Annotated in this window: 16 protein-coding genes; 10 read left to right on the plus strand and 6 right to left on the minus strand. The window is 40.0% G+C overall.

What is annotated here, in order from left to right:
• The first annotated feature begins 37 nt into the window (after nt 1-37).
• On the plus strand, nt 38-1,264 hold the full coding sequence (locus tag OQ289_RS19710) for a TCR/Tet family MFS transporter (RefSeq protein WP_270088461.1): 1,227 nt from the start codon (nt 38-40) through the stop codon (nt 1,262-1,264).
• 75 nt (nt 1,265-1,339) lie between these two features.
• On the opposite strand, the gene ispF is transcribed toward OQ289_RS19710, so the two are convergent.
• Nucleotides 1,340-1,816, minus strand: coding sequence for a 2-C-methyl-D-erythritol 2,4-cyclodiphosphate synthase (gene ispF / locus OQ289_RS19715; RefSeq protein ID WP_270088462.1), 477 nt, complete (start codon nt 1,814-1,816; stop codon nt 1,340-1,342).
• Nucleotides 1,817-2,099: 283 nt separating this feature from the next.
• Here ispF and OQ289_RS19720 point away from each other — a divergent pair, with 283 nt between their 5' ends.
• Nucleotides 2,100-3,686: an SUMF1/EgtB/PvdO family nonheme iron enzyme gene (locus OQ289_RS19720; RefSeq protein WP_270088463.1), complete on the plus strand. Its 1,587-nt coding sequence runs from the start codon at nt 2,100-2,102 to the stop codon at nt 3,684-3,686.
• A gap of 78 nt (nt 3,687-3,764) precedes the next feature.
• On the opposite strand, the gene OQ289_RS19725 is transcribed toward OQ289_RS19720, so the two are convergent.
• Together OQ289_RS19725 and OQ289_RS19730 are read right to left on the minus strand one after the other, a co-directional pair.
• A complete protein-coding gene (locus tag OQ289_RS19725) occupies nt 3,765-5,045 on the minus strand; it encodes a Gfo/Idh/MocA family protein (RefSeq protein ID WP_270088464.1) in 1,281 nt (426 codons plus the stop codon).
• 245 nt (nt 5,046-5,290) lie between these two features.
• Entirely contained in the window at nt 5,291-6,121 is an 831-nt protein-coding gene (locus OQ289_RS19730; RefSeq protein ID WP_270088465.1) for a glycogen/starch synthase, read from the minus strand.
• A gap of 145 nt (nt 6,122-6,266) precedes the next feature.
• Here OQ289_RS19730 and panC point away from each other — a divergent pair, with 145 nt between their 5' ends.
• The 5 genes from panC (at nt 6,267) to OQ289_RS19755 (ending at nt 9,858) form a co-directional block, all read left to right on the plus strand.
• Nucleotides 6,267-7,109 (plus strand): pantoate--beta-alanine ligase, encoded by an 843-nt coding sequence (gene panC, locus OQ289_RS19735; RefSeq protein ID WP_270088466.1) that lies wholly within the window; start codon nt 6,267-6,269, stop codon nt 7,107-7,109.
• 57 nt (nt 7,110-7,166) lie between these two features.
• Entirely contained in the window at nt 7,167-7,517 is a 351-nt protein-coding gene (gene panD / locus OQ289_RS19740; RefSeq protein WP_270088467.1) for an aspartate 1-decarboxylase, read from the plus strand.
• A gap of 465 nt (nt 7,518-7,982) precedes the next feature.
• On the plus strand, nt 7,983-8,591 hold the full coding sequence (locus tag OQ289_RS19745; protein ID WP_270088468.1) for an FKBP-type peptidyl-prolyl cis-trans isomerase: 609 nt from the start codon (nt 7,983-7,985) through the stop codon (nt 8,589-8,591).
• Nucleotides 8,592-8,620: 29 nt separating this feature from the next.
• Complete coding sequence (locus OQ289_RS19750) at nt 8,621-9,256, plus strand: FKBP-type peptidyl-prolyl cis-trans isomerase (protein ID WP_270088469.1); 636 nt, start codon at nt 8,621-8,623, stop codon at nt 9,254-9,256.
• Nucleotides 9,257-9,273: 17 nt separating this feature from the next.
• Nucleotides 9,274-9,858, plus strand: coding sequence for an FKBP-type peptidyl-prolyl cis-trans isomerase (locus tag OQ289_RS19755; RefSeq protein ID WP_270088470.1), 585 nt, complete (start codon nt 9,274-9,276; stop codon nt 9,856-9,858).
• A gap of 98 nt (nt 9,859-9,956) precedes the next feature.
• On the opposite strand, the gene gldB is transcribed toward OQ289_RS19755, so the two are convergent.
• Complete coding sequence (gene gldB / locus OQ289_RS19760) at nt 9,957-10,997, minus strand: gliding motility lipoprotein GldB (RefSeq protein WP_270088471.1); 1,041 nt, start codon at nt 10,995-10,997, stop codon at nt 9,957-9,959.
• A 63-nt stretch (nt 10,998-11,060) separates the two neighbouring features.
• On the opposite strand from gldB, the gene OQ289_RS19765 reads away from it, so the two are divergent.
• From OQ289_RS19765 to OQ289_RS19775, 3 genes are all read left to right on the plus strand, one after another.
• The gene (locus tag OQ289_RS19765; protein ID WP_033565476.1) at nt 11,061-11,690 is read left to right on the plus strand and encodes a porin family protein; all 630 of its coding nucleotides are present in this window, start codon (nt 11,061-11,063) and stop codon (nt 11,688-11,690) included.
• A gap of 66 nt (nt 11,691-11,756) precedes the next feature.
• On the plus strand, nt 11,757-13,397 hold the full coding sequence (locus tag OQ289_RS19770; protein ID WP_270088472.1) for an NAD+ synthase: 1,641 nt from the start codon (nt 11,757-11,759) through the stop codon (nt 13,395-13,397).
• Between the two features lie 182 nt (nt 13,398-13,579).
• Nucleotides 13,580-14,158, plus strand: a complete 579-nt coding sequence (locus tag OQ289_RS19775) for a DUF4136 domain-containing protein (protein WP_270088473.1) — start codon at nt 13,580-13,582, stop codon at nt 14,156-14,158.
• 112 nt (nt 14,159-14,270) lie between these two features.
• Here OQ289_RS19775 and OQ289_RS19780 read toward each other — a convergent pair whose 3' ends face one another.
• Both OQ289_RS19780 and OQ289_RS19785 read right to left on the minus strand, forming a co-directional pair.
• Nucleotides 14,271-15,434, minus strand: coding sequence for an alpha-hydroxy acid oxidase (locus OQ289_RS19780; RefSeq protein WP_270088474.1), 1,164 nt, complete (start codon nt 15,432-15,434; stop codon nt 14,271-14,273).
• A gap of 84 nt (nt 15,435-15,518) precedes the next feature.
• On the minus strand, nt 15,519-16,559 hold the full coding sequence (locus tag OQ289_RS19785) for a GntR family transcriptional regulator (protein WP_033565480.1): 1,041 nt from the start codon (nt 16,557-16,559) through the stop codon (nt 15,519-15,521).
• Between the last annotated feature and the right edge of the window lie 59 nt (nt 16,560-16,618).

Consider the following 16,618-nt stretch of genomic DNA (forward strand, 5'->3'; position numbering starts at 1 on the left):
GATTCTAATAAAAGTCTTACCTTTATTTAATCAACATATGCAACAACAAAAAAACTCCGGACTACTCTTCATTTTCATTACAGTGGCCATTGATGTTATTGGCTTGGGAATTATTATACCTGTATTACCGACATTGATTAAGCAATTAACTGGAGGTACACTTAGCGAAGCCTCAGAATATGGCGGATGGCTGATGTTCAGCTATGCTGTTACGCAATTTGTATTTGCATCGGTATTGGGCAACCTGAGCGATCGCTATGGTAGACGCCCCGTCTTATTGCTTTCCTTATTAGGTTTCTGCATCAATTACCTACTCATGGGATTGGCCACATCTATCTTATGGCTGTTTATTGGACGACTTGTAGCTGGCATCACAGGTGCAAGCATGACAGTAGCAGCTGCCTATACCGCGGATATTAGTACGCCTGATCGAAAGGCTCAAAATTTCGGATTATTAAGTGCTGCATTCGGAATAGGCTTTATCATTGGACCTGTATTGGGTGGATTATTGGGTCAGTATGGCCCACGAGTACCGTTCTTTGCTGCAGCGGTGATTAGCTTCCTTAATTTCGCATATGGATACCTCCTCGTTCCAGAATCATTAAAAAAAGAGAACAGAAGACCCTTCGTGCTGAAAAATGCAAATCCAATTGGAGCATTCAAACATTTTGCCAAGTACCCGTTGATAAAACCACTAATTGTATGCATATTTCTCATTAATGTGGCTGCACATGCTGTTCAAAGCACTTGGTCATACTATACAATGGAAAGATATGGCTGGGATGAAAGAATGGTCGGTATATCTATGGGATTTATTGGCGTATTGTTGGCCGTAGTACAGGCAGGCCTACTTCGCATCATAATTCCTAAATTAGGATTGCCAAAAAGTATTGTGATTGGGTTTGGTCTTTATGTATTTGCATTTCCAATGATGGCATTCTCTTACGAGCCTTGGATGCTATTCGTAGCGAGTGTCCCTTTTGTATTTGCAGGCATTGGTGGTCCAGCAGTGCAGAGTTTTATCTCCAACCATACGCCCGATAATGAACAAGGTCAGATTCAAGGCGGGATTACCAGTATTGTAAGCCTAACAGCAATCATCGGACCTCCCTTGATGAGTAATATTTTTGCTTTTTTCACCAACCACAAGCACCCAACCTATTTTCCGGGGGCTCCATTTCTGATGGCTTCAGTATTGTGCCTTGTGGCTACCATTATTGCAATTATCTATTTTAAAAAAAGAAATCAATCCTCTGAATTCTAGCATCAAAAGTCATTTCTTTCAAAATAAAGCCGGTATTGCACATATAGTCCAATATCGGCTCTGATTTTTTTAAGGCTATTTTTGAATCAGACAGACCGCGTAAGCCACGACACCCTCTTGACGACCTATAAAACCCATTGTTTCGTTGGTGGTCGCTTTTATAGAAATATCATCCACTTCGATGCCTGCAGCAGCTGCAATCTTTTCCTTCATCTGCGGGATAAACGGCTTTATTTTAGGCGCTTCTAGACAGAGCATAGCATCAATATTCCCTAAAGTCCATCCTTTGTTTTTCAAAAGGGCGACACACTCCTCCAACAACACCAGACTACTGATACCTTTCCATTTCTCATCTGTGTTAGGAAAATGGTACCCAATATCCTCTAGATTGGCGGCCCCCAATATGGAATCACAAATGGCATGGACCAATACATCCGCATCCGAATGTCCAAATGCTCCTGCATGATGCTCCAAATCTACTCCACCAACGATAAAAGGGTGCCCCTCTTTTATTTGGTGTACATCAAAACCAAAACCTACTTTAATCTTCATCCGTATATAATTATTTATCAACAGTATGTTTTAACACAGTATACATGCGTTCATATTACTCACTCTCGCACCATATTCGAACGAAAGTACGACAAGCTTTGTGAATAATAAAACTCATTACAAGAATAATTGTTATACTTGGGTATGGTGCAGAATGGACATTGATGATTAGAAATTGGCATTTAGTAGATAAAAAGCTACTTCCCAATCATTTTCCCACGCCCATTTAAAAAAAATTATTAGTACTTTTGAAAGATATATATTGATTACAGATACCTTGAAAATGAACATTTCAAATTTTAGTATATCTACGCTTTTGCTTGTAGCGACCAGTATGGCTTTGATTTCGTCTTGTAGCTCAAAAAAAGGCAATAAAGATGTTTCTTCAAAAACGGGTGTAGCTTATAACGACCCTTACAACGGTGGCCTTCACATCAATAGACAGGTCAAGGAATCACCAGGACCAGGTCTTGTCGCCATAGAAGGAGGTACTTTCGTAATGGGGGGCAGTTTAAATGAAGACTTGGGCTATGCGCATGATAATCTAAAGAGAAGGGTGACGGTCGCTTCATTCTACATGGATGAGACAGAAGTCTCAAATGCGGATTGGCTTGAATATCTCCACTGGATTGCTCAAAATTTTCCAGAGGACGGAGAGATGTACTACAATGCACTCCCAGACTCATTAGTCTGGAGAAACCCACTATCTTATAATGAGCCCTATGTAAATCTTTACCTCAGACATCCTGCTTTTCAAGATTACCCTGTAGTGGGGGTCACATGGGATCAAGCAAATGAGTACTGTACTTGGAGAACAGACCGTGTAAATGAAAATATACTACGTCAAAGTGGCGTATTGGTAGATTATCAAGCCAACTCTCAGAACAACAATGCTGGCGGTAAATTCAATACAGACATGTATCTGAATGGCCAGTTGAAAGGTGATGGAATCGATGGACAAAATATGCCAAATGACGCTCGTCCAGGTGCTCCTGCCGGTGCAAAACGAACAGTAAGAATGGAAGATGGGATATTGAAACAACCCTATCGCCTTCCTACTGAAGCAGAATGGGAATATGCGGCATTGGGGTTGATTGGCAACACGGAAGAAGGAAATATCAACACCAGCAAAATATACCCTTGGAATGGCTTGGGCGTCCGCTCGGCAAATCGTAAGGACCAAGGTCAGATGGTTGCCAACTTTAAGATAACAAGTGGTAATAACATGGGAGTAGCAGGCAATTTAAATGATGGTGGGGATATTACGGTACCTGTTACAAGCTATGCTGCTAACGACTTCGGCCTTTACAATATGGGCGGAAACGTCAATGAATGGGTTGGAGATGTATACCGACAACTTTCTTTTGAAGATTTTGAAGATTTTAATCCTTTTCGTGGAAATGTCTTCACCAACAATAAATATGAAGACGCCGAAAATCGTATCCTTGCAAAGGACAAGTATGGCAGACCTGTAAAAGTACCTGCTAAAGCTCCAAGAAAACAATCTTGGGCAGAGCTTCAGGCGGCTAAAAACGGTGGAGACAGCGCAGCCGTTGGAACAGGTTATAATAATGATGCTAGAGGATTTGATGACGAAATAGACCCAAAACTATACGGAAACACCACATTGGTCAACAACAACTCTCGTGTGTACAAAGGAGGATCCTGGAATGATAGAGCATATTGGTTAAATCCAGCAACAAGAAGGTTTATGCAACAAAACCAATCGAATGCAATGACTGGATTCAGATGTGCCATGACAATGGTTGGCAATGTTTTTGGTCCCGCGTCTAATCAACGGATTAAAAGTGGCAAAAAGGCTAAGAGTAACAAAAAGTCCAAATCAAACGCTGGAGATTCAAGAGTATAAAAAAAATGTAAAACAAAAAAAGGTCATGTTGCTTTTGAACATGACCTTTTTTGTTTTACTACTGGGATACAACCTATCTTACGACAATTTGTATCCATTATGATATTTGGCCTTCATGAGTGCATTGGCGCCTTGATCGTCGAATCGCCTCTTTTTAGCATCCCAATGAATTTTCTTTCCTACTCGATAAGCAATATTCCCCATTTGCGAGAAGACCGCAATATGTGCCCCAGCCTCGATAGGTGTATTTAACATTCCGGCCTCTCTTCGTTGAATGGCCTGGACAAAGTTTGTCGTGTGCATATCCAATCCATTGTCTGTCGGTTTCTGAAGCGCAATAGCCTCCATTTTCTTCCCCTCAGGAATGACTTCCCATCCCCCTCTATTCAGCACCAATGTTCCGTTTTCCCCAATAAAAGCGACACCGTGATCTTTGCCATATGGTCCCAGCACAATACCCTTAGTATGCTCCCAAATGATATTAAATCCGTCAAATTCGTACACCGTATTCAACGTATCGGGAGTTTCAGAGGCGTCTGTCGGATACGCGAATTTTCCGCCAGACGAGACGACCGATTTTGGCTCTGAGACTTTCATCCCAAGAAGCGCATAATCTAACATATGAACGCCCCAATCGGTCATTAGCCCACCAGCATAATCCCAAAACCATCGAAATTCGAAATGGAAACGATTTGCATTAAATGGCCTAGTTTTCGCAGGACCAAGCCACATCGCATAGTTGACACCCGCTGGCGGTTGACTATCTGGCACGACAGGCACTTCACTCTTCCAACCCACGTATGACCAAGCCTTCACCAATCTAATCTTTCCAAGCTTTCCCGAGTGTACAAGCTGCATTGCATCCGCAAAGTGCTTCTGACTCCTTTGCCATTGTCCAACCTGAACAATACTATTGTACCTTTTGGCAGCGGCTACCATCGCATCACATTCCTCTATACTGTTACCAAGAGGCTTCTCCACATACACATGTTTTCCGGCCTTACAAGCATCAATCATCTGTAAAGCATGCCAGTGATCTGGTGTCCCAATAATCACGGCATCTACATCATCTGATTTGAGCAATTCGCGGTAATCTTCATAGGTCCTAACCGTTATACCTTTTTGAGCCAGTTCGCCCACTCTTTTTTTCAACACATTTGCATCTACATCACAAATGGCGGTACATACCACATCGGGATGTTTGATGATGGAACTCAGATTGGACCAGCCCATGCCATTGACACCAATAGCAGCCACACGCACCTTTTGCCCTTGAAATGCAAATGAGGACAGCACTGGTGAAAGTATAGCAGCGGTACCTAATATAGATGAGTTCTTCAGAAATATTCTTCTTTTCACGAGTTTATTATAAGGTTTAGTAAGATAATAAATACAAGATAGTCAGTAAGAAGAACAAAAGAGGAAAGAAATCGGTAAAAAAATGGAGACAAAAGTTGACAATGCTCATTAAACCGAACAAACGAGCTTATTGAAATCACAATACAAGTTAAAAACTCGTTCGTTTAGAAAGGTGCTTTTATAATAAAAAAGGTTGCAGATCTGCAACCTTTTTTATTCTTTATTTGAATGTAAGCAACGAATGGCTATACGGTCGTCTCCTCTTCTATAGGGGCAAACTGATCGAATAAATCATTAAATGCTTCATAATCCTCATCTCCATCGGGTTGGAATATTTGAATATCCAAACTTTTAGCATGATCGATAATTTCCGTCGAAACCCCTTCATCTGCAACCACTACCACATCAGTAAACGCCAATGCCCCTTTGTATACATCGACATAGCTTCCTGACCCATAATGTGCTGCGTCTTGAGCAGTCATAGCACCCTCAGGTGCAATACCTGCGTATTTCTCACCAAGAGACCCTGTACCAAATCCTTCTTCATTATAAAGCGAATACATGACCTTAGCGCCTTTGAATGCAGGGTCATCTTTGTAAGTCGTCTTAAGATAGGCAGGTACCAAAGCTGAGAACCAACCATGGCAATGTACTACATCCGGCGACCATCCCAACTTCTTAACAGTCTCCAACACACCTTTACAGAAAAATACGGAACGTTCGTGATTATCTTCGAAAAAGTCGCCATTTTCATTGCTGAAAATCTTCTTACGTTGAAAATAATCCTCGTTGTCCAAAAAGTAGACCTGCATACGCGCGGCTGGCAATGATGCCACCTTAATAATCAATGGATTGTCGTCATTATCCACCACAATATTCATTCCTGACAATCGAATTACTTCATGAAGACGATTTCTACGCTCATTGATATTACCAAAGCGAGGCATTAAGATTCTGATTTCAAAACCTTTTTCTTGCATTGCTTGAGGTAGTTGGCGTGTTATTTCAGAAATTTTACTTAATTCGAGGAAAGGCGACATCTCGTGGGTTACAAACAATATCTTCGTTTTTGCCATCTCCAGTTATTTAGTTATTTAATAGAACAGTAAAATCGGTCCACAAAGATACAGATTATTTATGACTTTCACAATTCACTCGAAATCCTCGCTTTAGAATAACAAAATAATTCCCCAATTTTGCTTCCCAAAAAAGTTTTAAAACGTGAATATATTTAAGACCAAAAAAGAGCTTCAAGAATACCTATCCAGCTCTCAACAGAGAGAAAAAAAGGTAGCATTAATTCCTACAATGGGAGCCCTACACGAAGGCCACATATCACTCATTGAATATGCTAAACCATTAGCAGACATACTGGTGTGCAGTATTTTTGTCAATCCAACCCAATTTAACGACCCACAAGATCTTGAAAAATATCCCCGTCCCATCGAATCGGATATTAAACTCCTAGAGGCAGCTTCTTGCGACATTCTTTTCATGCCCTCGGTAGCAGAAATGTACACTCCCCAAGAGCAGTGGCATGTTGATTTAGGTGAGCTCGACCGAATCTGGGAGGGTGCCCATCGTCCAGGCCACTTTCAAGGAGTGACTCAAATTGTCTACAAACTATTCACATTGGTACAACCAGATATCGCTTGCTTTGGTCAAAAGGACTTTCAGCAAGTCATGGTAATCAACCGGATGATCCAAGAAAAAAAACTTGATATAGAGCTGGTTATTTGCCCAATAGTAAGAGATGAGTATGGATTGGCATTGAGCTCCCGAAATGCCCGACTATCTTCGCAGGGTAAACTTACCGCACTTGCTCTCTCAAGGTCATTGGAGTATGTGCGCAGTCACTTTGAGAACAAACCATTGGAAACTCTTAAAGAGGACGCACAAAATATTCTAGAAAGCACGGAGGGAGTTGAACTGGAATATTTTACCATATGTGAAACAACATCCTTATCCGAAGCTACTGAAATAGAAGTAGGAAAAAAATATGTTGCACTGGTAACTGCCTGGGTGGAAGGAGTGCGCCTCATTGATAATATGATTTTGAATTAATTGTCATAAAAACACCGTCAAAGCGAATTTATTTATTTAAAAATCTAACTTTGTATTATGATAATTGAGGTAATGAAGTCCAAGATTCATCGAGTACGAGTGACGCAAGCCGAACTCAACTATGTTGGTAGCATCACAATCGATGAAGATTTAATGGATGCGGCAAATATTATTGCCAATGAAAAAGTGCAGATTGTAAACAATAATAACGGGGCACGATTGGAGACATATGTCATCCCCGGCAAAAGAGGATCAGGTACCATTTGTCTCAATGGAGCTGCAGCACGATTGGTGCAAGTCGGAGATGTTGTCATCATCATCTCCTATGCACAGATGGACATGGATGAAGCTAAAAAGCATATTCCTACATTGGTATTCCCAGACGACCACAATAGATTAATAAAGTAGACTAGCTCCACGCGGCTACTCGTATACGATAGTTTTCACTTATTTTTTTAAAGATTTCATCGACCTCTCTAATGAATGAATTAGAGAGGTTCTTTGTGTTATCCTGAATTACTACAATTGGGGTATTGATAGAGACCAAATTTATATCTAATCAGGACTTTATAGGGCTTTTATACGGACTTCATTCGGACATTATTCGGATAAGCCCCTATAAAATCCCTATTATATTCCAATTAATCCCCTATTATTATCTTGCTAAATAGAAATTTGCCCTCTAGTCATTCCCCATTTGCCCATATCCCTATCCATAACGTACCGAGAAACTCCGGACCAAATTTCAACAAACTGACAATGAATCTTTTACGACAATTCGTTAACTATTTTTAACACTATGTGTAGCGAAATTTATTTATCTTGCGTTCTATCTCTCAGATAAGACCAACAATATCTTATTCAAAAGAAAAAATGACAAAAAGAAAAATCGGAAACGTGTGGATTATTGGAATAGCAATCATTGGGCTACTTTCTTCCTGTATGAAAGATGGCGACGTGTTCAATGATTACGAACAATATGAAAGAGACGTACTTGTCATCGAAAATTACGTCAAGGTTAACCTGCCCAAAGCTGTAAAGGACTCTACAGGAATATGGTTTGAATTGATTAAAGAAGGGGAAGGGGAAAATTTCCAGTACAAGACAGAAACAGTGACAGACCCTAGAACAGGACAGAAAGTGGTACGAGCATTGGCCCCTATCATAACTGTTCGTTATACGACAAAACTCCTTGATGGTACCGTGGCACAAAGTGAGCAAAAACCGGAGGGTATCACGGTTCCATTTATCGAACAGCCCGCTTCATGGCAATTGGCTTTTTTGCCATATGAAATCCCTGGAGTTACTACACAAATAAAGGGGTTGACTCCGAATGGATTAAAACCGGGCAGCATTATCCGATTCGTAACTCCATCTTTCTATGCTTATGGTAACGTAACGATAGGTAAAATACCAGCCAACTCTCCTTTAGACTATACAATCGAAGTATTGAAGATGGAGAATAAAACAGATAACAAATAGCTAACACAAATTATAATTAAATAAAAAAAATGAAAAACGTATTAAGACTTATTGCAATCGGACTAGTGGGTACTTTTATTTTCACTTCTTGTAATAAAGGTGATGATTTTGATTGGAATAAATATGAGGAAGAACAGCGGAGGGAGCAAGCCAGGATAGATTCAACGCTAAATGCTCAAAAAAAGGTCCTTAAGGATTTTGTGGAAGACCCTGATAATGGATTTACCAATCCGCAGCTTGATGATTCAACAGGAATTTGGTACCAAGTTATTACGGAAGGTGAAGCATCGTCCTATACTTATGCCTTCAATTCTCAAGGAACAGGGATAGTTGCGCCAAATGTAACTGTTAAATTCAAGGGTACATTCTTAGACGGGAAAGTAGCTGAGCAGACAGAAGCAGACAAGACAACCGTATTTCAACTAGGTAGCCGTCCTCTTGCATGGCACAAAGCATTCTTGCCACGTGCTATATCATTCAACAATCAGGAAGTAAAAGTTGGTGGCCTGACAGTTAACGGGTTAAAGAAAAATTCAAAAATCAGATTTGTAGCCCCATCTATATATTGTTTTGACAAAGGAACAACATTGAATGGCGTTACTATACCAAAGGACTCACCTCTTGTCTACGTAATAGAAGTGACAGATATTAAGAATACAAACTAAATTAACTTCTTTTTTCCATGAGAATAAAAATTGCTCACTATATCTTACTTCTTATTGTAACCGCTTTTTCTTTGTCATCATGCTCAGATAATGGAGACTTCTTTGACCCCAAACAACGATTTGAGGAAGAAAAACCGATTATCAAAGCATATGTAGACCAACATATTCCGGAAGCAATATTAGACACCAACCTCGGCATCTGGTATGAAATCATTAGTCCAGGCACACCTGGTAGCTATATATACAAAGTCGAGGATACCCAAAATGCGAAGGTAATTGAGGCAAATACAAAAGTGAAATACTCGGTTACATTAATGAATGGTACTGTTGTTGAAAAAAATGATACAGGAATAGAATTCATGGTTGCAGCAAATCTCAATACAGGAGCGAAATCTGTCATCAGCGCTTGGCTATATGCTTTTTTCCCTGCGAAAATTGGTGAGTATAACCTAGGAGGATTGACCATTAACGGTCTCCAAAAAGGTGCCAAAATTAGATTTGTAACGCCTTCACTCCACGCCTATGGACATCAAGCTGTTGGCAAGATTCCGAGTGACTCACCGCTAGATTTTACGATAGAAGTCCTTGACATCAAGGAGTAAGCATATTTTATCTACCGAAAAGAAAGGTTATCAGGCTGAGCTTGGTAACCTTTTCTTTTTTTGTAATAGACTACTCCGTAATCAGACAAAATAACTATTTACCTCTTTCCTTTGTATTTGGCGTCATTCAGAATCAATTGGGCATCCTCTATCGCAAATAACTCTGGAAGGCTCATGTCAGGATGTTTATCCATATATCGGCTCACAATCTGCCAACCTATATAACTACCTAGTTTAGGTGCAGATTCGTTATGCTCACCCAGCTCAGGCGTGAAAGGCGCTTCAGCAAAATATTTCTGTATCCGCAAATAATCCGTATTATACAGCAGATCTTCCTGCAAGAACCAAGACCAAATATCCTTCTCATAGGCTTGCGCCCATAATATCTGCTCTGTACTATAGCCAATCTTAAGACTATCTGCAACCTCAGGCATAAATATATCCATGGCATACAACACTTTGCCATGGTATATCATGTGCTGCAAAGTATTGACATCACCATTTGGCTGTGGATAAAGTTCTTGCCTAACAAAACTCTCGGTGATACGTGGTACGATATTCTCGGGAGTGAATCGCCGAGAAATATACCGAGGTACAGTAGATACCAAAGAGGGATAGAACTTAGCGTTGGCCCCCAAAAACATATCAAGTCCAATTCCCATATAGTCCTCTCCAATTGGCGTCTGAACTTCAAATCCAGAATAAAACGACACCATCCTGGGTACTTGGATAGTAGGAAAATAATATTTGATTCGCTTAAAAGCATCGGTGAGACCTTGCTCTTGTTCCTTTAAATCTGGAAATACATGCTGGACCTCTGCCTTTAGGGCCTGGAAGTCTGGCTGTCGAGCTATGGTTTCCAGGTTCTTTTTCACTTGGACGCTATTGTCCGGGTTCCCGGCATGCAGCATCAATTGTACAAAATCAATATAAAACTGTCCATATTTTTGTTGCCATGCCGCATTCTGTTCGAGTACCTTTGTCGAGTCCAATTGACTAAAATCTTGATCAAAACGCTCTATCTTGATAGATAAATCGATTTTTGAGGTATCGACATCACTATCTCTCTTTTCTTTACATGAAATAAAAACAAGTATGAAAAAAAAGAGATAGATTTGTATAGTATGCAGGGACTTCATGATAATTCTCATTTTGTTTCAAAATAAAGCATAAATAATTACAAAATCTATTCTGTATCAAATATGGCACGTTTATTCCGCTACCTCTTTTTAGGCATTGCTCTCCTCACAACAGTTTCAGGATTCGCACAAAGCTATGAAGATAAAAACATTTCATTGGGCCTTACTGTCAACCCCAATATTGGATGGTTCAACTTTGATGATGATAGTGATGTTAAAGGAGAGTCCAAAGCTGGCTTTTCTTATGGTCTAATTGCGGATATTGGTTTTGCCCGTAACTACTACTTTTCAACAGGATTGTTAATCAATACCCTTAAAGGTAGAATGGAATACCCTCAAAACGCATCTTCTGTAAGTAGGGACATACGTTTACAATATGCTGAAATTCCATTGGCGATCAAGATGAAAACCTCATCCATGAACACTGCTCGCTATTACGGACAATTTGGACTGACAACGGGTATTAAAGTTTCGAGCAAAGAGACACTGGATGATGGAGAGAAATCGAGGGGTATTGATGGCGCCAGCTTACTGAGATTAGGACTACAGATTGGCGGAGGTGTAGAATGGCGGTTGGACAATAATCTTGCTGTCTTGACGGGGATTTCTTACAATAATGGATTCACCAAAGCCTTCGACGAAGGAAAACCAAAGGTTTCTTATTTCGGGTTGAACATTGGATTGCTTTTTTAACCTGAACAGCTATCACATTAAATTGTCTGGTTACAATCGGGGACCTTTTAAATTAATTATACTCTAATGAAAGTAGCATTAGCACAGCTAAATTATCATATCGGAAATTTTGAAAAGAACAATGCTTCCATTCTTGAAGCCATACAGCAGGCAAAGGCTCAAAATGCAGCATTAATAATATTTGCGGAGCTGGCTATCGGAGGATATCCCGCAAAAGATTTACTTCGTAATGCAGCCTATCTACAAGCATGTAACCACTCTATTCAATTGATTGCAGATCAATGTATGGATATCGCTTGTATCATCGGAGCACCTATACACAATACAGATGCCGAAGGCAAAGCGCTTCATAATGCTGCACTCTTCATCCAAAATGGAGAAGTCATGCACATTAGTAAAAAAGGACTGCTCCCAGATTATGATGTTTTTGACGAATACCGCTATTTCGAACCCTCCAGACATTTTTCTTGCTTCGAATTCCAAGGAACAAAGATTGCACTAACCGTCTGTGAGGATCTTTGGGATGATGATAGTTCCAACTCCTATGTAGGAGATCCTATGGCCGAACTGCTGAAAGAAGACCCGGAGCTGATTATCAACATTGCAGCTTCTCCTTTTTCTTATACACACTTTGAAAACAGATTACACATCCTAAAAAAGCAAGTATCTCGTGCTAAATGTCCACTTATATATGTTAATCAGATAGGTGCTCATATGGACATCATATTTGATGGACGTTCACTTGCACTTGATAAACAAAGCGACATCTGTTGCGAGCTAGCCAAGTTCGAAGAAGACATTCGCTATATTGAATATATCAATGGAGATATCTGTTCCAGCAGTCCAACCCCGAAGGCTGCATCATCTGAAATCGCTTTAATTCATGAGGCACTGATTTTGGGACTTCGGGACTATTTCAGCAAATCCGGTTTCTCAAAAGCCACCTTAGGCTTGTCTGGGGGACTAGATTCAGCAATAGTAGCCGCTCTAGCCTGCGAAGCACTTGGGGCAGAAAATGTAATGGGCGTCCTTATGCCATCCATATATTCTTCTGACCATTCTTTAAAAGACGCTTTAGATCTTGTGAAAAACACCGGGTGCAAACACCAAATTATTCCGATTAAAGATGTAGCTTCAGCTTTCGAACACACACTCCAAGATACTTTTCAAGGGCTGAGGACCGACATTACAGAAGAGAATATCCAAGCTAGGACAAGAGGAACATTACTCATGGCCATCTCCAACAAGCTAGGTTACATTGTGCTCAATACGTCGAACAAAAGTGAGGCAGCTGTAGGATACGGTACACTATATGGTGATATGGCGGGTTCAATCAGTGTCATCGGTGACGTTTACAAAACCCAAGCTTACGAACTCGCGAAATACATCAACAGGAATCGGGAGATTATCCCCATCAATACCATTGTCAAGCCGCCATCGGCCGAACTACGCCCCGATCAAAAGGATTCGGATTCACTGCCGCCTTATGAATTGCTTGATGGAATACTGTACCTACTAATCGAAATGGAAAAACCTGGTTCGGAAATTATCCATCTGGGCTATGACATGGAGGTGGTACAACGGATAACCAAGCTGGTCAACAATGCAGAGTTCAAAAGATTTCAAGCCCCACCAATACTAAGGGTGAGTCCAAAGGCTTTCGGAAGCGGGCGTTCCATGCCGCTTGTAGCAAAATATACTTTTTAACCGTTTTGTAATTAAACCTTTAAAGGAGAATGGTGTCTTAATATTACTTAAGGAAAAAAGATAAATTAATCATAATTTTGAAAGATCAGTTGACTGTATCATTAAGATTAGGATGTTATTATTAACTTAGTACAACAAACGGATTCACCATCTAGTGAATCATAAAGTAAAATTATACAGAGATGAAAAAGATAATATATTTCCTCGCACTTGGACTTATGCTCGTATTGGCATCATCCTGCTCATCGTATAAATATAATACGACGCGAGTACAAGAGTTAGATTTTAGTCAATATAAAACCTATGGATGGCTTCCACCTATAGATTCTTTATCGAAGGACTATTTCAACAATGATATTGCTAGACACAATATCATGAGTACCGCAAATAAGGAAATTGAAGCTAGAGGGCTGACATATAGTAAAGAAAATCCAGACCTACTCTTCAGATACGTTAGTATTGTCAACAATAAGAGCCGTCTTGTATATGGTAATACATACTGGGGATGGGGTGGTCCTTGGGGATTTTATAGACCTTGGGGCTTCTATGGCGGATTCTACGGTGGTTACTCTTACCCTGTTGGAAAAGAGCGCTATCGCTACAGCCACCTGATCATTGAAGCCATTGACAGAAAAACGAATTCTGTTGTATGGCAGGCAAGAGGATCACACGAAATAGACAACCCAGAAAAGGCCATCAATAATCTGCCAAAAGTTGTCTCAGGTATTTTGAAAAAATATCCGATTCAGATAAAAAAATAAAAATAGGAGCAATTGCTCCTATTTTTATTTTTATTAGAGGTCTTGTAGCATGTCTACCAAAAAAGTTCTATTGTTGGCCTGTACATGTCTTTATTCTTTATGGACAAGAGACTTATCTCAATAGCGACAATGGAAAATCTTCAACACGTTCACATGATAATTGCTCCATCATTTGTTTGAGATGTGCCTTAAACATGGATATGGTGTGATCGCCGCCTTGCTCTCCCAAAGCACCTACTCCATACATAAATGGTCTCCCCATAAACGCAAAGTCAGCTCCCACTGCCATGGCTCGTCCAATATCAACACCTGATCGCATACCACCATCAACCATGATTTTAATTTTTTCTTTGTATAGCGGGTTGGATACCAAACGTTGAAGCGATGCTATTGAAGACTCGCCGGCATCGATTTGTCTGCCTCCGTGATTGGATACAATCACTCCATCGACACCGATATCAATGCACTGTTGCATATCTTCCTCTGTCACGATTCCTTTGAGTACTAATACTCCTTTCCACTGCTCACGGATGGCCTTAATCTTGTCCACATCAACACGTCCTGTAAAAGTACGATTCATAAATTTTCCGAGTTGGGTCATATCCAAGCCCTTTTCCATATAAGGTTTAAGTGTTGCAAAGGATGGTATGCCGTGTTTCAATGTCTGGATTCCCCAACGTGGACGTATAGCTGCTTGGAATATATTGGCAATATTCATCTTGGGAGGCATAGACAAGCCGCTTTTAATCTCACGATAACGTAAGCCAAATGACGGAACGTCGACCAATACCACCAATACAGGACACTCTACATCGCGTAGCCTACGTAGGATATCATCTCGCAAAGAGTTTTCAGTTGGATGGTACAACTGAAACCAAGCCTTTCCGTCTGACACCTCAGCGATACGTTCAATGCTACTAGTGGATACTGTACTAAGAATATACGGTACATTATGTTTGGCCGCAGCCTTGGCCAATATTTCTGGAGCATTGGGCCACATGAGCCCTTGAAGGCCTACAGGAGAAATACCAAAAGGGGCTGCATAACGTGTTCCAAACAAATCAATACCCATATCAATACCCTTGTATGCCTTTAAATAATGGGGCTTTAAGAGGATTTTTTCATAATCGGATTTATTTAGACGAAGATTGACTTCTTCATTGCATCCACCTTCTAAATAATCGAAGGCAAATTTAGGCATCCGTGATTTTGCCTTTTTCTTTAGATCCAATATAGATGGATATTTGGGATTATATTGAATGATATTCTCACTCATTTCATGTATGGTTTAGGATTGTAAAAACGCTTGCTAATGTAGGGATTATTCATATAAAATCCCTGATTATCTTTAGACTGTTGCTTATACTGATGCCCTCAGCGTCAAGTAAAAAGGAACTTCTATCTTATCATTTTTCTTTTTCTTAATGAGATTGGCTGCATATTTTCCCATCAACTCAAAATCCGTAGAAATAGTTGTGATTCCATTGAGGATAAATTTCTTAAGTGGTGTCTCATTATACGAAATAACACCAACCTCACTTCCAATTTGTAATTTTTTCTTAATAATCTTATCCAGCAATTGTACCAAATCATCCTCCGCAAGATTAATATAGCAAACACACTTGTCTATTTTTTCCTGATTCAAATCACTTACCAATATATGATTGAATGCATATTGCTGACAAAATTTGTAAAAACCTTTTATAATGGCCTTGGGATAATCGCTATTATCCGGAAAAATCAATTTTAAGGTTTCGTACTTACTCAGTGACGGAAGGGCCTCCTCCAACGCTCCGTAGATATCTTTTTCATAATTCTCAAAAACAGCTGGAAATTCATAGTGGATATCATCTATATATGTGCCTAAAAGAACTAGTTTACCGGTAGGAATCAGCTTATTGATAACTTCTGCCGCTTGATCCCGTCCTTCTTTAAAATGTGGAAAAAGAACATAATAATCATATGTCTTGGTCAGATTGCCTAATAATGTACGTAGATAAGAGAGATCGCTATTATATACAAAGAGGTCTAATGCTGCATCATCCCCTAATTCCTTTGCGAAGGAATCATATACTATTTTCTTGTGAGCGCTCAGCTTATTGAGCAACAATGCAATTTTTTGCCGTTGCTTGACATCTGAGGTAGCAACATAATACCCCTTTCCCGGGATGGAAGCAATGACCCCTTTCACCTTCAAAAATTTATATGCCTTTTCTACCGTATCACGTGATATATCGACGTATACACTCAGTTCATTAATGGAGGGAAGTGTATCATCTTTCACTAAACTGCCATTCTTAACCGCATCGGTAATGGCAAACGCAAGCTGCTGATATTTGGGTGTGGCTGAAAAATCACTGATTTGTATCGTATGTAAAAAGTCTATTGTAGATTTAGTCATGGTTTATGGTTTAGTTTGCGCGCTAAAGCTCAGCGTTCCGATTTCTTATCTGGTTCTTT

Origin of the sequence: Sphingobacterium sp. SYP-B4668 (assembly GCF_027627455.1) — a bacterium.
Classification (GTDB): domain Bacteria; phylum Bacteroidota; class Bacteroidia; order Sphingobacteriales; family Sphingobacteriaceae; genus Sphingobacterium.

Bases quoted from the DNA above. Each gene is read 5' to 3' on its own strand.
- OQ289_RS19755 (WP_270088470.1), top strand. From the start codon at position 9,274: ATGAGAATAAAAATTGCTCACTATATCTTACTTCTTATTGTAACCGCT.
- OQ289_RS19785 (WP_033565480.1), bottom strand. From the start codon at position 16,559: ATGACTAAATCTACAATAGACTTTTTACATACGATACAAATCAGTGAT.
- OQ289_RS19765 (WP_033565476.1), top strand. From the start codon at position 11,061: ATGGCACGTTTATTCCGCTACCTCTTTTTAGGCATTGCTCTCCTCACA.
- OQ289_RS19775 (WP_270088473.1), top strand. From the start codon at position 13,580: ATGAAAAAGATAATATATTTCCTCGCACTTGGACTTATGCTCGTATTG.
- OQ289_RS19730 (WP_270088465.1), bottom strand. From the start codon at position 6,121: ATGGCAAAAACGAAGATATTGTTTGTAACCCACGAGATGTCGCCTTTC.
- OQ289_RS19750 (WP_270088469.1), top strand. From the start codon at position 8,621: ATGAAAAACGTATTAAGACTTATTGCAATCGGACTAGTGGGTACTTTT.
- ispF (WP_270088462.1), bottom strand. From the start codon at position 1,816: ATGAAGATTAAAGTAGGTTTTGGTTTTGATGTACACCAAATAAAAGAG.
- panD (WP_270088467.1), top strand. From the start codon at position 7,167: ATGATAATTGAGGTAATGAAGTCCAAGATTCATCGAGTACGAGTGACG.
- gldB (WP_270088471.1), bottom strand. From the start codon at position 10,997: ATGAAGTCCCTGCATACTATACAAATCTATCTCTTTTTTTTCATACTT.
- OQ289_RS19780 (WP_270088474.1), bottom strand. From the start codon at position 15,434: ATGAGTGAGAATATCATTCAATATAATCCCAAATATCCATCTATATTG.
- OQ289_RS19745 (WP_270088468.1), top strand. From the start codon at position 7,983: ATGACAAAAAGAAAAATCGGAAACGTGTGGATTATTGGAATAGCAATC.
- OQ289_RS19710 (WP_270088461.1), top strand. From the start codon at position 38: ATGCAACAACAAAAAAACTCCGGACTACTCTTCATTTTCATTACAGTG.
- OQ289_RS19720 (WP_270088463.1), top strand. From the start codon at position 2,100: ATGAACATTTCAAATTTTAGTATATCTACGCTTTTGCTTGTAGCGACC.
- OQ289_RS19770 (WP_270088472.1), top strand. From the start codon at position 11,757: ATGAAAGTAGCATTAGCACAGCTAAATTATCATATCGGAAATTTTGAA.